The organism is Zooshikella ganghwensis DSM 15267 (assembly GCF_000428585.1).
Classification (GTDB): domain Bacteria; phylum Pseudomonadota; class Gammaproteobacteria; order Pseudomonadales; family Zooshikellaceae; genus Zooshikella; species Zooshikella ganghwensis.
On the sequence record NZ_AUAF01000110.1, the window covers coordinates 1 to 17,008 of the forward strand.

Annotated in this window: 14 protein-coding genes and 1 pseudogene; 8 read left to right on the plus strand and 7 right to left on the minus strand. The window is 39.9% G+C overall.

Annotated elements, in window-relative coordinates; translation table 11 throughout:
- A pseudogene (locus F607_RS34755) lies at positions 1-254 on the plus strand (IS982 family transposase); the annotation flags it as partial.
- 108 nt (positions 255-362) lie between these two features.
- Here F607_RS34755 and F607_RS0118945 read toward each other — a convergent pair.
- Positions 363-839 (minus strand): HPP family protein, encoded by a 477-nt coding sequence (locus F607_RS0118945; RefSeq protein ID WP_027709345.1) that lies wholly within the window; start codon positions 837-839, stop codon positions 363-365.
- Between the two features lie 115 nt (positions 840-954).
- On the opposite strand from F607_RS0118945, the gene F607_RS0118950 reads away from it, so the two are divergent.
- Positions 955-1,518 carry a TetR/AcrR family transcriptional regulator gene (locus tag F607_RS0118950; RefSeq protein WP_027709346.1) on the plus strand — a complete coding sequence of 188 codons (564 nt, stop codon included), beginning with the start codon at positions 955-957 and terminating at the stop codon, positions 1,516-1,518.
- Between the two features lie 149 nt (positions 1,519-1,667).
- On the opposite strand, the gene F607_RS0118955 is transcribed toward F607_RS0118950, so the two are convergent.
- Positions 1,668-2,123, minus strand: a complete 456-nt coding sequence (locus tag F607_RS0118955; protein WP_027709347.1) for a GNAT family N-acetyltransferase — start codon at positions 2,121-2,123, stop codon at positions 1,668-1,670.
- An 827-nt stretch (positions 2,124-2,950) separates the two neighbouring features.
- Between F607_RS0118955 and F607_RS0118965 the strand changes: the two genes are divergently transcribed.
- From F607_RS0118965 to F607_RS34215, 6 genes are all read left to right on the plus strand, one after another.
- Positions 2,951-3,601 carry a hypothetical protein gene (locus F607_RS0118965; RefSeq protein WP_027709349.1) on the plus strand — a complete coding sequence of 217 codons (651 nt, stop codon included), beginning with the start codon at positions 2,951-2,953 and terminating at the stop codon, positions 3,599-3,601.
- Positions 3,602-3,814: 213 nt separating this feature from the next.
- Positions 3,815-6,094, plus strand: coding sequence for a heavy metal translocating P-type ATPase (locus F607_RS0118970; protein ID WP_051311635.1), 2,280 nt, complete (start codon positions 3,815-3,817; stop codon positions 6,092-6,094).
- Between the two features lie 13 nt (positions 6,095-6,107).
- Entirely contained in the window at positions 6,108-6,461 is a 354-nt protein-coding gene (locus F607_RS0118975) for a cupredoxin domain-containing protein (protein ID WP_027709351.1), read from the plus strand.
- 689 nt (positions 6,462-7,150) lie between these two features.
- A complete protein-coding gene (locus F607_RS0118980; RefSeq protein WP_169719822.1) occupies positions 7,151-8,053 on the plus strand; it encodes a cytochrome c3 family protein in 903 nt (300 codons plus the stop codon).
- 2 nt (positions 8,054-8,055) lie between these two features.
- Positions 8,056-8,601 (plus strand): NapC/NirT family cytochrome c, encoded by a 546-nt coding sequence (locus F607_RS0118985; protein WP_027709353.1) that lies wholly within the window; start codon positions 8,056-8,058, stop codon positions 8,599-8,601.
- Positions 8,602-8,781: 180 nt separating this feature from the next.
- Positions 8,782-10,134, plus strand: a complete 1,353-nt coding sequence (locus F607_RS34215; RefSeq protein ID WP_051311636.1) for a CAP domain-containing protein — start codon at positions 8,782-8,784, stop codon at positions 10,132-10,134.
- Positions 10,135-10,527: 393 nt separating this feature from the next.
- On the opposite strand, the gene F607_RS0118995 is transcribed toward F607_RS34215, so the two are convergent.
- From F607_RS0118995 to F607_RS34760, 5 genes are all read right to left on the minus strand, one after another.
- Complete coding sequence (locus F607_RS0118995; RefSeq protein ID WP_027709354.1) at positions 10,528-11,469, minus strand: hypothetical protein; 942 nt, start codon at positions 11,467-11,469, stop codon at positions 10,528-10,530.
- A gap of 436 nt (positions 11,470-11,905) precedes the next feature.
- Positions 11,906-12,850 (minus strand): hypothetical protein, encoded by a 945-nt coding sequence (locus F607_RS0119000; RefSeq protein ID WP_157365534.1) that lies wholly within the window; start codon positions 12,848-12,850, stop codon positions 11,906-11,908.
- Positions 12,847-15,741 carry a toxin VasX gene (locus F607_RS0119005; protein WP_027709356.1) on the minus strand — a complete coding sequence of 965 codons (2,895 nt, stop codon included), beginning with the start codon at positions 15,739-15,741 and terminating at the stop codon, positions 12,847-12,849. Before F607_RS0119005 ends, F607_RS0119000 begins: the two co-directional genes overlap by 4 nt.
- Positions 15,725-16,717 (minus strand): hypothetical protein, encoded by a 993-nt coding sequence (locus F607_RS0119010; RefSeq protein WP_157365535.1) that lies wholly within the window; start codon positions 16,715-16,717, stop codon positions 15,725-15,727. The genes F607_RS0119005 and F607_RS0119010 overlap by 17 nt, the downstream gene beginning before the upstream one ends.
- 46 nt (positions 16,718-16,763) lie before the next feature.
- Positions 16,764-17,008: hypothetical protein (locus F607_RS34760; protein WP_027709358.1), on the minus strand; the 245-nt coding region annotated here is incomplete at its 5' end.

Consider the following 17,008-nt stretch of genomic DNA (forward strand, 5'->3'; position numbering starts at 1 on the left):
AAACACCGGTCAGAGAAAACATGGTGGATCAACTCCCTGAGAAATGGAGGGGACAGTTAAACCGGCTCCGACGGCGGGTGGAGACAACGATTGGTCAGCTAGTAGAAAGGTTTAATATTCAGCGAACCAAAGGCAGAACACTATGGAGCTTGACTAATCGAATTACCCGCAAGCTATTATCACACAGTTTGTGTGTATTATTTAATAGGAACCAAGGCAATGCTCCTCTTCAGTTAGCTAAATTAATAGGCTAAAAAGTCGAGCATCGCGTTAGGCTAAAAAACATGAATCAAATAGGTTAAAAGACAGGCATGTTGAGTTTTAATGTCTCAATATGCTTTTGTACCTCTTTTTAGAGGTTATTAAGGCCATCTTATGGGGTATACACGCTTACAAATCCATCGATGATATACTACACCAATCGTTACAATGAGTAGGGTACCAATCAATACAGGGTTAAACAAAAACATCCATGACTTTCCTGTTAGCATAACCAATAAAGGGTTAGCTCCAGCTGGAGGGTGTGTTGTTTTTGTTAGTATCATAAAGGCTACTGCAAGACCGACAGCTGCCCCCATTGTCCAAGCATTTACCTCAAACATGTTTACCATCACTAAGCCAATTAAGGTGGTCATTAGGTGTCCCAGTATAATATTTCGTGGTTGGGCAAGTGGACTATCAGGCAGGCCAAATAAAATAACCATAGTTGCACCATATGGCGCCATTAACCATGCAAGAGGCTGTGCAGCCTGGTCTAATGAACCCAAGGCTGTAATACACAACATTGCACCTATACCTGCTGTGACTGCAGGCCAGCGTGTCAGAACATTTGAGATCATAATGATATAACTCCATTATTGAATGGTAGACCGATCTGTCTATAAGCTATAGTAGACAAACTTGTATACTTATGTCAACATAGTTTTTCAGAACAAGATCTTGATGAGTAAGTTAATGAATAAGCGAGAAAAACTGATTCAAACAGCTTTTGAGCTTTTTTATAAACATGGTATTCATGCGGTAGGTATAAACCAGATACTTAAAGAGTCAGGTATTGCAAAAAAAACGTTGTATTCCTATTTTGAAAGTAAAGAGCAGCTGGTATGTGAAGTTGTTAGTTATAGGGATAAAATTTTTATTAATTGGCTCAAGACAAGATTAGATGGAGTTAAAAAAGGTTTGCCTGCTATTGAAGTATTTTTTGATGCACTGGATGATTGGTTTAATAGTAGAGTAGATGTATTAATGGATTTTCGTGGTTGTTTTTTTATTAATGCATGTGCTGAGTTTTCTAATCATGAGGTTAATCAGCGCTGTCTAGCACACAAAGAAAAGGTATCTCACCTGATTGAACAGCATGTTCGGCAATTGAATATATCTAATGATAATGTTGCGACTGTAACTGAAGTGCTTTGTTTTTTAAAAGAAGGTGCAATTAGTCAAGCATATGTCTTAGGTGATCTTGAGGCAGCACAAAAAGCTAAAAAGATAGCTTTAAAGATTATTGCTTTAAGTTAAGTGGTCAGCTTATTAGCAAAATGCTGGTTGTACCTCTCACAACTCTATACAGAGTACTTCTAGCACCTGTTTCACAAACCCATTCAAGCATTGCTGACCGACTTTGGATTGCGATACTTTAAAAAATTATTTGAGATTGCCCCAGGGTGTTAGAGCTGTTTGGTCATAAAAGTACTAAATGGATCATCAGAGTAGTCTGAAAATGGTTCGCAATAGCTGAAACCAAAGCGTTCATATAACTTGTGTGCAGGCTTGAAAACTTCTGTCGTGCCTGTTTCAAGGCTGACTTGTTTGTAACCTCGTTCTTTAGCCTTAATCAGGATATGATGCAGTAGGTGAGTAGCAACCCCTTTTCGTAGATGAGATTTAGCTGTTCGCATAGATTTTAGTTCAGCATGGTGCACAGTGAGTCTTTTTAGTGCACCACAACCTGTAACCTCTAGTCCTTCCCATGCACTCCAGAAAGTAATTTCAGGTTTACGTAGTGCCTCGAGATCAAGTGCATGAATGCTTTTTGGCGGTGAGTTTGCTTTCATACCATCCAGATGTTCTGTGAGTAACTGGATTACCTTTGGCTTGGATAAGTCGTCAATTATAATCTTCATAAAAATACTTCAGTTCTTCGCCAACTTAATGTGTAAGGTCAAGATGAGCAAGTGGTGTGCCAAGTAGAAAGCATAGTTTTGTTCTTCTTAACATACTAATGAAATTATTTGAATCTATACTGTGCGATATTATGTTTGTTACTGCGTATATACCCTACACTGGGGGTATACATTTCGCTTTGGGTATACCATCTATAAATAGATACGTAAAATAATGAAAAGATATTTGGAGTTACTTACTGACCGTTTTCTTTTATTGCTCACAGCTATTGTTCTGGCCATTTTGGCCTGGTTATTTTGGAGTAGCAGTGGCCAGTCTATCATTTTTGAAATTTTCATTTTGATTTCAATTATATTGCTGGTTATTGAAAATGTTCATCTGAGAATCAGAATAAAAGTGCTTACTAAAGAGGAGTCTTCTAAATAAAAATAGTATATGCTAATTAAGCTATTGCTATATCAAATAACAAGGCAATAGCATAAAATAGCTTTTAAAGGATAGAGGTTGTGCTGATTAAAGTATTGCGAATTGGTCGTTATACAGGCTTTTGGCAATGATGTTTTAAAAGCAAGTTATATGCATTTTTCTATATCCAATAATAAATAAAAAATTAACTTATATACCCTTCACGAATGATTTCTAGGTTTTGTTATCTTCACTCTTCACCCCAATCACCTATTAATATAGGCTCATGGGGCTTCGTCACTGGATGGCCACACCTAAAAAACATTCGTATTGGGTATGAGTGTATAGACTTTTGTCTATATTGATTCTTGCAGAGAATTAAATTAGGGTGAGTTTGATTCTCATGGAAGGAATTTGAAAAATGAAAAAAATACTTGGTTATTCTGTCATTGCTTTTGCTATTGGAAGTCAGTTTACTACAGCTATTAATGCTGATGAAAACTATTTGTATGAGGAACTAAGTCCTATAAATGAGGAGGGGCTACTTCCTTTGAATGATGATCAAACTGAAGTATATAATGCGATTGTGTCTCAGAGTATGAGGATTTGTAAGAACCAGCGAGTACCAAAGGGCTGGGTCATTACCGGAGAGGCTTCTGGGGCCAGTTGTTCAGGACGATTCCCTAATATGTGGATTATCAAAAAACCAAGTACATCTGATAGTATTTGTAAGATCTCACCATTCCCTGATGGCTATGTGATTACTGCTGAAAGTTCAAGTGCATCGTGTCCTCATCAATTTCCTAATGTATGGAAAATTAAAAAACCAAGACAGTCTGAGTCTATTTGTAAAGTATCAAAACTACCAAAAAACTACATTATTACCAGTGAATCAAGTAGTGCATCGTGTCCTCATCAATTTCCTAATGTATGGAAAATTAAAACACCTAGAAATACTGATACGATGTGTTCTATATCACCCTTACCTGAAGGGTATGTCATTACGGGACGTGGAAGTAGTGCATCTTGCCCAGGACGTTTTCCAAATACAACAAAAATAAAAAAATTATAAATATATCTTTATCAGTGGGTATACTCAAAGAGTAGTCGTTTTGAAATATAGAATAATACAGGCCCGTGTTGGGCCTTTTTTTGTGGCTGAGATTAGCTTACTCCCTAAACTTATGACAGGCTTTGCTTGACCTATGTGTAGCTCAAAGGTGTAGTTTATAATGCCATGGATATGGTGACTCATTAAGCATTGGCTTTCAGATAGGAAAAGGTGATGGAGCGGTCAATCTCAAATAAAGAAAAGAGTGTGGTGCAGTGTGAGCTTTCACAACATCAGTTACTTATTGAAGGAGCAGGATGTGCTAGCTGTGTAGGTAAAATTGAAAATGCACTGAAACAAGTGCCGGGTGTTCAACAAGCAACGATGAACTTTGCTCAGCGTATGGTTGAGGTTTCTGGTAGTGTTACTGATACGCAGCTCATTAATGCAGTTGAGCAGGCTGGCTATCGTGCTCAGGTTATGAATACAGCAACCGAGCAAGAAGTACTTGAGGAAAAGTCAAAGGCGGACGTTGAACACTATAAACAGTTAATTCGTAATATGACAGTCGCACTGGGTTTAGGCGTTCCCCTAATGATTTATGGTCTTTGGACCGGGGATATGAGTGTATCCAGTACCCTTGAGCAAATCGCCTGGTTGATAGTAGGACTTTTGACGCTGGCTGTTATGGTCTACTCTGGAAAGCATTTTTATTTAGGTGCTTGGAAGTCACTGCAACACCATTCCGCAACAATGGATACACTTATTGCATTAGGGACAGGGGCTGCCTGGCTATATTCCATGGTGGTGGTCTTGCTGCCTAGTAGTGTCCCAGAGATGGCGAGTCATGTGTATTTTGAAGCAACGACCATGATTATTGGCTTAATAAATTTAGGGTTAGCACTGGAGTTAAGAGCCAGGGGAAAAACGTCTGAAGCGATCAAACGTTTAGTAGGGTTACAGCCTAAGACAGCACGAGTGATAAGGAATGATAAGGAAATAGATATTCCCATTGAGTATGTACAACTGAACGATATTATCCGGGTCAGGCCTGGCGAGAAAATACCTGTTGATGGTGTCGTCAAAGAGGGAAATACAACAGTTGATGAGTCTATGTTGTCTGGAGAGCCAATGCCTGTAGAAAAAGGCATAGGTGATGAGGTCGTAGGTGGTACATTAAATAAGCATGGTACTGTTTTATTTATTACGACACGTGTTGGTAAGGATACTGCGCTGGCACATATTATTAGTATGGTCAAACGAGCACAGAATTCTAAACCACCTATTGGTCGGTTAGCGGATGTGATATCGGCTTATTTTGTACCAACGGTAATGATTATTTCAGTGTTAAGTGCTTTGGTTTGGCTTAATTTTGGACCTGATCCCGTCCTGGCTTTTGCCCTTGTATCTGCCATGACTGTGTTAATTATCGCATGTCCCTGTGCACTGGGATTAGCAACGCCAATGTCAGTAATGGTTGGCGTTGGTAAAGCTGCTGAAGCAGGTGTGTTAATGCGTAATGGTGAAGCACTACAGACTGCGTCAAAAATTACTACGATGATGTTAGATAAAACAGGAACGATCACCCAAGGTGCCCCTAAAGTCACTGATATTATCGCATTGAATGATATGAGTGAGGAAACTATTTTGCAGCTTGCTGCGAGTTTAGAATCAGGTTCAGAGCATCCATTGGCTGTGGCTATTATGGAAACGGCTACTGAGCGTAACTTATCGCTAAAAAAAATAGATGCTTTTAAAGCAATAACAGGTCATGGTGTTGAGGCAAGTTGCAATAATAATCAGCTGTTATTGGGAAATGAAAAGTTAATGCGGGCTAAAAACGTTAATATTGATGCTGTGAAGGATCAGGTTGATACGTTAGCCAGCGAAGCTAAAACGGCCATTTATTTTGCAGTTAATGAAAATATTAGTGCTATTCTTGCCGTTGCAGACCCAATAAAAGAAGATGCAATTTCTGCTATCCAACGTTTACAAAAAAATAATATTCGTGTAGTTATGGTAACGGGTGATAATCAGGCTACAGCCGCAGCTGTTGCAGAAAAAGTAGGGATTAGTGAGTTTTTTGCAGAGGTATTACCTGAAGAAAAAGCTGAAAAAGTAGCTTTTCTACAGCAGCAAGGTGAAATTGTGGGGATGACAGGAGATGGCATTAATGATGCGCCTGCTTTAGCCAGGGCTCATGTTGGGTTTGCTATTGGCACAGGTACCGATGTCGCGATAGAAAGTGCAGATGTAACGCTAATGCGTGGTTCTTTGCATGGTCTGGCTGATGCCATTGCCATTAGTAAAGCAACATTGAAAAATATCAAGCAAAATTTGCTTGGTGCTTTTATTTATAATATAGCAGGTATCCCCGTCGCAGCAGGTGTTTTATATCCACTCTGGGGAATGCTCTTGAATCCTGTTATTGCAGGTGCTGCAATGGCATTCTCTTCAGTAACTGTTGTGACTAATGCTAACCGGTTACGTCTTTTTAAAGCGCAGGATAATTAGGAGGGCGGGATACATGCTTTTAATGAATGTAATGGGGCTAGGGCTGATTGGCTTAATCATTTGGTGGTTCTGGCTTTATAAACCGGCAACAACTGTTGTTGATAACACAAGCTTTATAGTTACAGTTGATAATGGTGTCTATGAACCAGCACACATTAAGCTAACAGCTCACCAGCCTGTTACACTTCGCTTTATACGTAAAGATGCTTCACCTTGTGCAGAGATGGTACTGTTTCCTGACTTAGAGATTAGTGAAGCATTACCACTGAATAAACCTGCAGAAATTAAGCTTCCGCCTTTAAAATCTGGAGAGTACTCTTTTCATTGCCAAATGCAGATGTATCGTGGTGTTTTAATTGTGGAATAAATACGGTCTTGTTCTTGTATTAGAGCCTGTTAACACAATTTGAATCACCACTGCCGTAGACTATTTTTTCGCCTAGCAAGGCACAAGGAATGCCATGTAGTCATTCTACATAAATGACTTGTAACACCGCTCGGTGGAAAAATAGTCACGGCCCGAAGAGTTACGACGGTAAAAGCACTACTCGTTGTTGCTCATTGTTCATTTAGAACAACTAAACTTCATGCTTCGCGCCTAGTACATATCCCAAATTGCATTTATCTGCAATTACCCTGCACATTAACTGATAACTTCTTTTGTTTTTGCACAAAGCTAACTACATTTAGGGTATGCTGCTTTGTTAATAAAATGGAGTGGCTATTATTTAATGATTAATCTGTGGATATATCTTTTGGTTGAAAGATCATTTTTGAGGGGCTGTAAATTTTTTATATTTATAGACAAAAATACTCAATAATGAAAACTGATCTTTGGCCTAATGTTCGTCGTAGGCGATTATGGTTATTGTTTTTTTTACGATATTTTCGTTATGTATTAGTGCTAGCACTATTGCGAGTCAGACATATGCTGGCGACAAAAAATGCAATCAATGCCACGCAGATATATACTCTTCTTATATTAAAACGGGGCATCCCCATAAAATTCAAAAAATAACAGGCCCTCCCTCCTTTCCAAAAGGAACTTCCCCTGGAGTGCCTTCTCCACCAGAGGACAAAGATTGGAATGATATTTCCTACGTTATTGGAGGATTTGCATGGAAAGCACGTTTTATGGATAAAGAAGGCTATATATTAACGGGTGATAAATTTCGTCAATATAACTTAGCCAACCAAATATTAAAAACGGCATCTACTTGGACTGGTTATGATGCAAGTAAAACACCCCGTAAACCTTATACCTGTGGAGTGTGTCATACAACAGGGTGGGTTCAATCTGGGCCTGAAGGTCCACACCAAAATAATCTACCTGGTATTTACGGGGTTTGGTATGCTGATGGAGTTACCTGTGAAGCTTGTCACGGCGCTGGAGCTCGTCATGCCTCTCAACCTGAGCAAGTACAACTTAGTATTGAGGAAAACTGTGGTGACTGTCATCGGCGTGGTAATGCTAATAAAATTGACGCGAGCAATGGTTTAATCAGACATCATGAGCAGTATGAAGATTTATTAGCTTCACCCCACCGTTATATAAAATGTACAGCCTGTCATGACCCACACCAGAGCGTAAAATATCAAGGGAATGGATTTAAAGGAGAACAAAACACATGTAATACTTGCCACACTGAAACAGTTGATAGTATTGCTGCAAAAGCCAAGTTTCAATGCACCACCTGTCATATGCCCCGTGTTGCTAAATCAGCTGTGTCAGTCAAACACCAAGCTAAAATTGGCGAAATTGCTGAGGGTGATGTGCGCAGCCATCTGTTTCGCATCAGTACAGATCCCAACTGGAAGATGTTTACAGATGATGGCAAGTTTGTGCGGATAAATGACGAGGGAAAAGCATTTATCACAGTTGAATATACTTGTTTGATCTGTCATACCAATAAGGATCAAGAGTGGGCTATTGAGTCTGCGAAACGTATTCATAAATAGCTATGTTGAAACATAAGCGAGTTGTATTATTCATTGGCGTGGTTATTGGCGTGCTGTTGATATTAACGGCTGAGCACGTAAATTATGTGACATCTACAGATGATTTTTGTAGTAATAGTTGTCATTCAATGAATAAATATATTGCAAATGATGAAGTGTATGTTTCTTCTAAACATCGAACATCCGACAGTGGTATTATGGTTAGTTGTGCAGATTGCCATATACCAAAGCCTCTATTACTAGCTATATGGGTACATGTTAAAGGTGGCGTTAATGATAGTATTTCAGAATTAAGAAATGACTTTACTAACCCAGCTGTTTGGGAAAGCCTAAAGCCACAGTTAGCTAAACAAGTTAGAGAGCAAATGCTAGCCAACGATAGTAGGGCTTGTCGTAATTGTCATACCATGTCTAAAATTGCAGTTTCATCGCTTGAGGGGCAACGAGCACACGCGCAGTCATTTTTTAATAAAGAAACGTGCATTCAGTGTCACTATAATTTGGTTCATTCCCCCGTTGAGCCTCATGAAGGGTTTGCAAAAAAATAGAATAGACTGACTATCTTTTTTTATGTGAAACTATACACTCTTGATATTTTTGTCTAAGTTTACTTCTCATTAACTATTAAAAAATAATAGCGTATGTGTTCTTTGCGATAAGCTCAACGAAAATTATAAACTTCTTAATATATTATTAATAATAGTAAGTTTTTGTATTAAGGAAGGTTTATGAGCGTATCAAAAGTTATTGCGCTTCCTCTAGCAGTGCTTTTTGTTAATGTTGTCAATGCTAAAACATTAAACCTAACACAAGAAAGCACAGTTCACACTGCTGTTGAAGTAAATAACCAAAGTTCCATCGTTAAAAAAGAGAAAATAATTCACATTAATCCTGAGATCTTAACGACCAATTTGCTTGCTTTGGATAAATTGAAAATACAATTGTTTGATGGAATTCAAGTTATTGTAAATAAGAAGCATGTTGTGGATAATGGCGCATCTACAAGTTTTCAACCCTCTGAGATCTCAGGTACTCAAGTAAGTAGCTTATGGATGGGAGCTGTTGACAGTGAGCCAAACAGTAAAGTAATTCTTGCGATTTCTCCAGAAAGCGTTTCTGGTAAAATTGAGGTTATGGAGAGAACATTTTTTATCCGTTACCTTGAAGGACAACAGCTAATTCGTGAAATGAAACAAGGCACGACAAATGTTGCCAAAATGCTGGATGAAACTAGAGAGCAGGCTGTTTTTAAATTAGTCAACCAGGAACGTGCAGCTCGGAATTTACACAAATATAATTATGATTCCAAACTGGCTAAGTCATCTCGTTTGCACTCTGAAGATATGGCTCAGAATAACTATTTTAGCCATACCAGTCGTGATGGACGATCACCGTTTGAGCGTATGAAGGCGCAGGGATACCAGCATGGTTATGCAGCTGAAAATATTGCTGCGGGTTCTTCGAATGCCGAAGGCACTATGGAGCAATGGATGAACAGCTCTGGGCATAGAGCTTCTATTTTGAGTAAAAATTATTGCGATATTGGTGTAGGTTATGCCTATAACAGCAATAATCGCTATCGACATTTATGGACGCAAAACTTTGGTAAACTACGTGGTACCAATACATGCCAGAGTAAACCCGATCCAGACCCAACCCCTAATCCAGATCCGACGCCAAACCCTGATCCAGGCAATAATAAGTTTAAGCTTGTAAAGAATAAACTTAATGTGTGTTTAGGTACAACCAGTAATAGCAGTGCCAATGGCGCGCGCATCAATGCGTCGCGTTGTAGTAACTCAAAATCTCAGCAATGGGAGTTAGATAGTAAAGGTTTGTTACATCCTGCTAATGCGCCTGATAAATGCTTGCAAATGCCACAGTGGTGGAAAGGGACTAATCGAGCAGTCATTGGTCAATGCAATGCGCAACAGCTTAATCAGCGCTGGCAACTGGTTGATGGTCGTATTCAAAACTTGGCGTATCGTATGGTTTACTTGAAGCACTTTACAAAATACGGCGATTGGGTAGGTATTTGGACAAAGGATGATTCAAAAGGACAACAGTGGCAGTTTAAATAAAATACTAAAAGTGAATTTTATAGATATTAAAAGTTCACGTAGTATCTGAAATCATTTGCTTCACCTGTGTCAGAAGGCCATCCTTGGCCTCTGACACTCCCCGTGCTCCCGGCACGTGTTGTACAAACAATCTCAGGCACCATTGGCGAACATTGAGGTGATGTTAATATTATAAAACAAAGATTCTTGAAATAGGTGGTTGTTAGTAAAGTCATAGGTTCTATTTTTCAACAAAAGCTGGCTGATTACCGTTGAACCGTTTGCCGCAGGACGCGGCAATCGAGCTTCCAGGGAAGGATTTATGGCGTGTTCAATGGGAATTAGGCTGCTTTTGTCACCAGCTTGACCAGAGCCAAAACACTAACGATATCTTTTTATCAGTATTTTTGAAATTTACTCCTCTGGTGGAATAGGGTTTCCCTCTCCATCTAAAGGAATTTCATTATTTACCTCAGTGATGCGCTGGAGAATACGGTCAATTTCTTGCTCGATATTTGCAGGTTCTGGATCATCCCTAAAGTAAAACGGAGGCTTGGCTTGCCATGAGTCTTGATCAGGTAAAACTTTTTCTCGGCCATATTCCATAAATTGAGCAATATACGCTAAAGTAGGTTTATAAGCTGAAAGTGGTGAAAATAAAGGGTTTCCGGTGGGTTGTAATGGGTATTTCGCCCAACCTAAAGAACCATCTTTTAGTTCGCAACGTAGAAAAAATAGGATCATCTGGATGTTTTCGTGGAGCCGAATATCATCATACCGCTGTGCCCAAACGCCACCTTTTTGCCAGCTATATACTACACGTTTTTCTCGATCAAAAATCAACGGGGCCGGTTTACGTAACAAGATAATCCAAGGCAATAGGATTAAAATGCCAAGTAAGGGGATGCCCGTAAAAATGATGTCGCCAATAATACGGTGAGTAATGTGCGTGTAGTTGTTATAGCGATCGTGGATAAACTCTTTGAATGACATTACTTCATCAGAGCCAATCCGGTTGTATCGATTTATTGCATATTGATCATTGGTTTTTTTAAAAAAGTCTTTTCCATATATATTTCTTTTTCTTTCAATATACTTTTGGTTCAACCATTCGGCATGATTCCATGCTTCGTAATAGTCAAGAAGCTTAAACCCTAACATAGAAATAAGCCCAAGAAAGAAAAGGCTTGCCCATAAATTACGGATTTCGGTTTTATTTTGCATGACCTTAAGCTGATGATCGTTAATTTCAACAATTGGCTCTGGTTGCGTAAATGAACTAAGATCAATGGCTAGCAACTCTTTCCTTTTCAGAAAAAAAGGGTTTGGATAAGTGGTTTTAAAAAGTCTAGCCATTACACTTAACTCTTTGCGTATAAATTGTCATTGTTGACCTGTTTTCTGCATATGCATTATATATTGATATACTGTGGTTATATGGAACCAGAGATCATTTGCTTCACCCGTGTCAGAAGGCCATCCTTGGCCTCTGACACTCCTCGTGCTCCCGGCATGTGTTGCACAAACAATCTCAGGCAGCATTGGCGAACATTGAGGTGATGTTAATATTATAAAACAAAGATTCTTGAAATAGATGGTTGTTAGTAAAGTCATAGGTTCTATTTTTCAACAAAAGCCGGCTGGTTACCGTTGAACCGTTTGCCGCAGGACGCGGTAATCGAGCTTCCAGGGAAGGATGCACGGCGTGTTCAATGGGAATTAGGCTGCTTTTGTCACCAGCTTGACCAGAGCCAAAACACTAACGATATCTTTTTATCAGTATTTTTGAAATTTACTCCTCTGGTGGAATAGGGTTTCCCTCTTCATCTAAAGGAATTTCATTATTCACTTCAGTGATGCGCTGCAGAATACGGTTAATTTCTTGTTCAATATTTGCAGGTTCTGGATCATCCCTAAAGTAAAACGGAGGCTTGGCTTGCCATGAGTCTTGATCAGGTAAAACTTTTTCTCGGCCATATTCCATAAATTGAGCAATATACGCTAAAGTGGGTTTATAGGCTGACAACGGTGAAAATAAAGGATTTCCTGTGGGTTGCAATGAGTATTTCGCCCAGCCTAATGAACCATCTTTTAGTTCGCAACGTAGAAAAAATAGGATCATCTGGATGTTTTCGTGAAGCCGAATATCATCATACCGCTGTGCCCAAACGCCCCCTTTTTGCCAGCTATATACTACTCGTTTTTCCCGATCAAAAATCAACGGGGCTGGCTTGCGTAATAAAATTATCCAAGGCAATAGGATAGAAATACCAAGTAAGGGAATGCCCGTAAAAATGGTGTCACCAATAATACGCTGCGTGGTGTGCGTGTAGTTGTTATAGCGATCATGGATAAACTCTTTGAATGACATTTTTTTGTCATCGCCAATTGTATTATATATGTCCATTTCATCCTGGCTTGCATTTTTATCAAAGTAATCAGAGCCATAACTCTCTTCACTTACTTGAATAAATCGTTTAACTGACCACTCAGCCTGTCGCCAGTCATGTTCAATGTAAATTGCCTGAAATAGTCCCATACAGAAAAAACCAATTAAGAATAATGTCATCCACCAGTTGCGGATTTTGGTCTTATTTTGCATGATCTTAAGTTGACGAGTGTTAACTTCAACTATTGGCTCAGGTTGCGTAAATGAACTAAGGTCTATGATTAGCAATTCTTTCCACTTTAGGAAAAAAGGCTTTGGATAAATATTTTTAATAAACTTTCCCATCACAATGGACTCTCATCTCGCATGCCGATAATAGGTGTTTTTAATCTCCCATCATCGGTAATTAAACGCATTGGAACAATAACATCAGGTTGAGGCCGATATACCCAGAACATGCTGACTTTGGTATTGAACTTCATCTCAATATTAAAGTGAGCAACTCCCTCTTTTAGTTTTACATCAGCCGTCTTCATTTTTTCTGCCATCTGCTGAGTGAGTAACTTGTTAGGTTTAATGATGTACTGTCCATCTTCATCTAAACCTGCCTTGGTATAGAGTGCAAACTCAACCTCAGATATGCCGGGTTCAAACCCTGGTAAAATGAATTTATAGTGGTAGGTATTGCCTGAACCTGGAAAGAGTCCGATATCTTTATCTAGCTCAAGTTGAGGCATATACAGGATATTCATAAACTCCTGTAGTTCCATACGATAAGCAAGCTGAAGCTTAGGTTCTAAGCTCATACGACTCGCAAGTATAAGCCGTCTTTTTATATTAGGGCGTTGAGCACTTATGAATTGATCAAATATCCCCTCATTATCTTTAGGCCAGAATAAATATCGGTCTCCTGATCCCCAAAAACAATTTTTAAGCAGCATTTCTAATGGAGTTTGACCATAGAGATATTGGAGTGCAGCACCGGTACCCAGAAATACCAGGCCAACAGAGACTACAATTGCACCTGGCCCAAAGCCAACCCCCGTGCTTGCCGTACCCGCTCCTGCTGCTGTAGTCGTTGTTCCCCACATATATAAAGCCTGGCAAAAAACCAATGCTGATCCTACTGCCATTAAAGAGTGACCTGCAGCCTCTTTATAATTTCCTCGGTTGTACGCCCTAAGGGCATCCCATGCTGCTGACAACATAGTTGCAAAGTTTGCTAATGCAACTATGCCCATAGCAGTTCTGGACGTAAGAAACGTACCGAGACTGGTTGCCTCTTTCATCAGCTTAGGCGCTAAAGCTTGGGCCAACAAAGGAGCCGCTTTGTTTAGTGCTGGCTGTGTAACAAGAGCAGCTGAACGTAGAATCAGAAAGCTATCAAGGGTAAGTGAGCTGATAGTAGCCGTTAGGGATATGGCTGAATATAAATCATTTCTTCTATTGAGAGGGTTTGCGTTGGAAAACTGGGTGGATTGGGTTATGTCATAAATTGACATGAGGTTAAAAACACATGACAAGCCAGCAAAGCTGGTATCGAAAATTAAGCCTATTGATTCAACTCTGTTAGTTGGGACAACAAATGAATAGCGCTTCCCTGAAGCATTCATTGCTCGCACTTCTGAAAGATCAAGAAGTTCAGGTAGTTTTTGGTTTTTCACCCGCTCTGCCCAGTTAAATAATGACTGGCCTCGTTGAACTTTTTGTTTCGCTTTATCGAGAATGGTGTTGGCACTTTTACCACTACTGGATTTATTAATATAGTGAGCCAACGTTTTAGCCAGCTCATCATGGGTCATGCGTATTCTTTTATTGATATCAAGCTCTAACCCGTAGACTCTTAGTACATCGTATATTAGCTGATCTGTTACATACTTTAAGGCGTTAAACGTAAGCTTATTGGCTGTTCGCTGGCCAAACTTAAACAAAGAAACTGAATACCCCCAAATGGCGCCAATTTGCTGTAACACGAAATCAACTACTTTCACTGAAGCGATTGACCAGTCAAAACCTTTTTGTGGAGTAGTAACAATAAGCCTGAATATTTGGAAAATAGCGTAATAGCCATTTTTAGAGTTTTCTTCTGCAGCATCTGAAATAATCTCTTCTAGCACTTGCTTACCAGAAGCTGATGATAAAATCCCTTGGAATATGCCTTCAGTTAGCTTGCAAAGCTTTTGTAACTCGTGTTCTGCGTCTTGATCAGAGTGGGGGGCACGACAAAAAAAGTTATTAAAATAGTTATCAAGAGAGCCAAGGTTGCCAACATTGGCAGAACCAAACATGAAGGATTTATAAAGTTCAGCAAACTGCTCTTGCCGTTCTTTGAATACTGAAAACTCATCCTCTATTTTTTGCCAGTGTTCGCCATGCTCTTGCCAGTTTATAGAGTCTTGTATAATTTCTTTAACTTCACCTTCTGCCGAGCGCTTTAAGTCATTGACAATTTGCCCAATGACATAGGGATACATACTTTTAGAGGCATACTCTTTCTCCCAGAGCGACAACATGGCATGAACACGGGCAATTTCTTTTTGACGACCAACAGGATCGTGTAAAGCAACGATTCGTGCTGTCTTGCTGTACAGTGTTTTTTCCTGAAGTTCAGCCGCAATTTGGTCAGCTTCAAGCTCGTAGGATGTTTCTGTTGTGAGAATGTCTAAACTGATGTCTTTGACAGAGGGGTCTACATCGGCATTTTTTAGCGCTAATAAACGATTTTTGCGGCCCCGGTAATCCTCAACCAGCTGTTTAAAGTTTTCTGTGGTAGCAGGTAGTGCGTAAGGATCTTGATCAGCATGCAAATTGACCCGTTGCATCGCTTTTTTACGCGCGTCCAGTTGCCCATTCATTTTATCGATGACATCAGCGTGCCACTCATGCTCACTGTAGGCGATACTGATTTCTTTTAAAGAGCGCTTAACAAAAATGAAAGGGTAGCCGTTCTCACTGCCAGAGCTGTCATATACCAAGCAACCTTGTGCATTCACTTTGTTTTTAAAGAGGTATTTATCAAACTGCTCTTTTACGGTGCCGTTCTCTTCTGTTTTTGTGTATTTAAAGATATGAAAATGGCCGTTAGCGCTGTCATCTTCTTCCCGAATATATACCCAGCCTTGGCGTAATAATCGTATGACGTAGCCTTTGCCATCAGCGATGGTGTTTGCGCCGAGCATGGTATTGATGGATGGTGGCTCAGCTGCTTTTTCGAGTGATTCTTCAAAAAAAGTTAGCATAAGCAAAGCGAACGGGGTAAATAGCCGTCACTTTAGTATCAATAGGGCGCTCAGTTAAATAAACGACAGGAATTTTATTGGCGCGGTTACGATCGAGGTATCGTTCTGATGAGACACGTTTATTTTTTTGCGGGGGAACCACTTCTTTATTTTGGTCAAGCAGTGCTGGAGCAATGGGACCAACAGGCCCCTCTGCTAAATCAAAACCTTTGCTTTGTTCATAAACTGCAACACTATCAACGGATGTAGCCTGTTTATCCAGTTCAGCAGGATTACTTTCAAGCTGGTCAATATCATCCCAACTTAGTTGCTGTGGGCTAAACAGCATTTTTACGCCATTTGCACCTTGCTGTACTTCACCATTCAGTTTATAGGGTACCCAGATAGTGTCGTAAGCAGTGCCAAGTGCTTCACGCACATTGGGGTCAGATAATCCTAAGCGGCTTTGGCGGGCATGACGATGCAGCGTCAGACGTGTATCGCGGTAGGTTTGGTTGTTGCTGACTTGTAGTTCCCGCCATAGTTTATTTTTCCAAAACACATAGACCCAGCCATCCTCTTGGAGGATATCCGATTCTGGACGGGATTTTTTCTCATTAATATAAGTCAAGGGTTTGACGGGAATAATGATCGTATCCCAAAGTGCTTTTTCTGTTTCTTTTGGTACAGGCTGAAGCTGTTGAATAAGTGGCAGATAAAGAGGAGGTTCACCACGACCATGCATGGCAATACGAATACCCAGCTCTCGGGGGACATTCTGGAGGTTATTAAACTCGACGAGGCTGCGATAATGCTCTTCATCCTTAAAGTGGGTGACAGCGGCTTTTAGATCAAGCCCTTGTTCACTGTCTTTTTCGGTACCTAAATACAGCCGTTGTGAGCTGTTATGTTGGATACCTGCCACTTCAATTACAATTTTGAAATTTACATCAGGCGAAGTATCAGGCTCAGGCACTGGCGGTATTATGCGATCCAAGATAGGAGGTGTTTTATCACGTATTACATAAGCTCGACTTTGGCCATCAAGCAGCCATCGCGAGTTGATTAATTAAAGTGTCAGCGTCATTGGGTGTTAATTTAATAAAGTCATCACTTATACTTGAGTTTGAAAAATATTCTTCAGCCCAAATTGTTCGCCTAATAAATGCGATGACATCGGAAAATGTTGCTTGATCTTTTTTGTCATACCAACTGGTTAATGCCGGTTGTAAAAGAGTGGATTGTCTCATTTCTTTGGCGATAACACAGGCTAAGGAATACAACCCCA

What these genes read in the sequence shown, in the direction of transcription:
- F607_RS0118995 (WP_027709354.1), bottom strand. Translation starts at nt 11,469, where the DNA reads ATGGCTAGACTTTTTAAAACCACTTATCCAAACCCTTTTTTTCTGAAA.
- F607_RS34215 (WP_051311636.1), top strand. Translation starts at nt 8,782, where the DNA reads ATGAGCGTATCAAAAGTTATTGCGCTTCCTCTAGCAGTGCTTTTTGTT.
- F607_RS0118965 (WP_027709349.1), top strand. Translation starts at nt 2,951, where the DNA reads ATGAAAAAAATACTTGGTTATTCTGTCATTGCTTTTGCTATTGGAAGT.
- F607_RS0118985 (WP_027709353.1), top strand. Translation starts at nt 8,056, where the DNA reads ATGTTGAAACATAAGCGAGTTGTATTATTCATTGGCGTGGTTATTGGC.
- F607_RS0118975 (WP_027709351.1), top strand. Translation starts at nt 6,108, where the DNA reads ATGCTTTTAATGAATGTAATGGGGCTAGGGCTGATTGGCTTAATCATT.
- F607_RS0118955 (WP_027709347.1), bottom strand. Translation starts at nt 2,123, where the DNA reads ATGAAGATTATAATTGACGACTTATCCAAGCCAAAGGTAATCCAGTTA.
- F607_RS0119005 (WP_027709356.1), bottom strand. Translation starts at nt 15,741, where the DNA reads ATGCTAACTTTTTTTGAAGAATCACTCGAAAAAGCAGCTGAGCCACCA.
- F607_RS0118945 (WP_027709345.1), bottom strand. Translation starts at nt 839, where the DNA reads ATGATCTCAAATGTTCTGACACGCTGGCCTGCAGTCACAGCAGGTATA.
- F607_RS0118970 (WP_051311635.1), top strand. Translation starts at nt 3,815, where the DNA reads ATGGAGCGGTCAATCTCAAATAAAGAAAAGAGTGTGGTGCAGTGTGAG.
- F607_RS0118950 (WP_027709346.1), top strand. Translation starts at nt 955, where the DNA reads ATGAATAAGCGAGAAAAACTGATTCAAACAGCTTTTGAGCTTTTTTAT.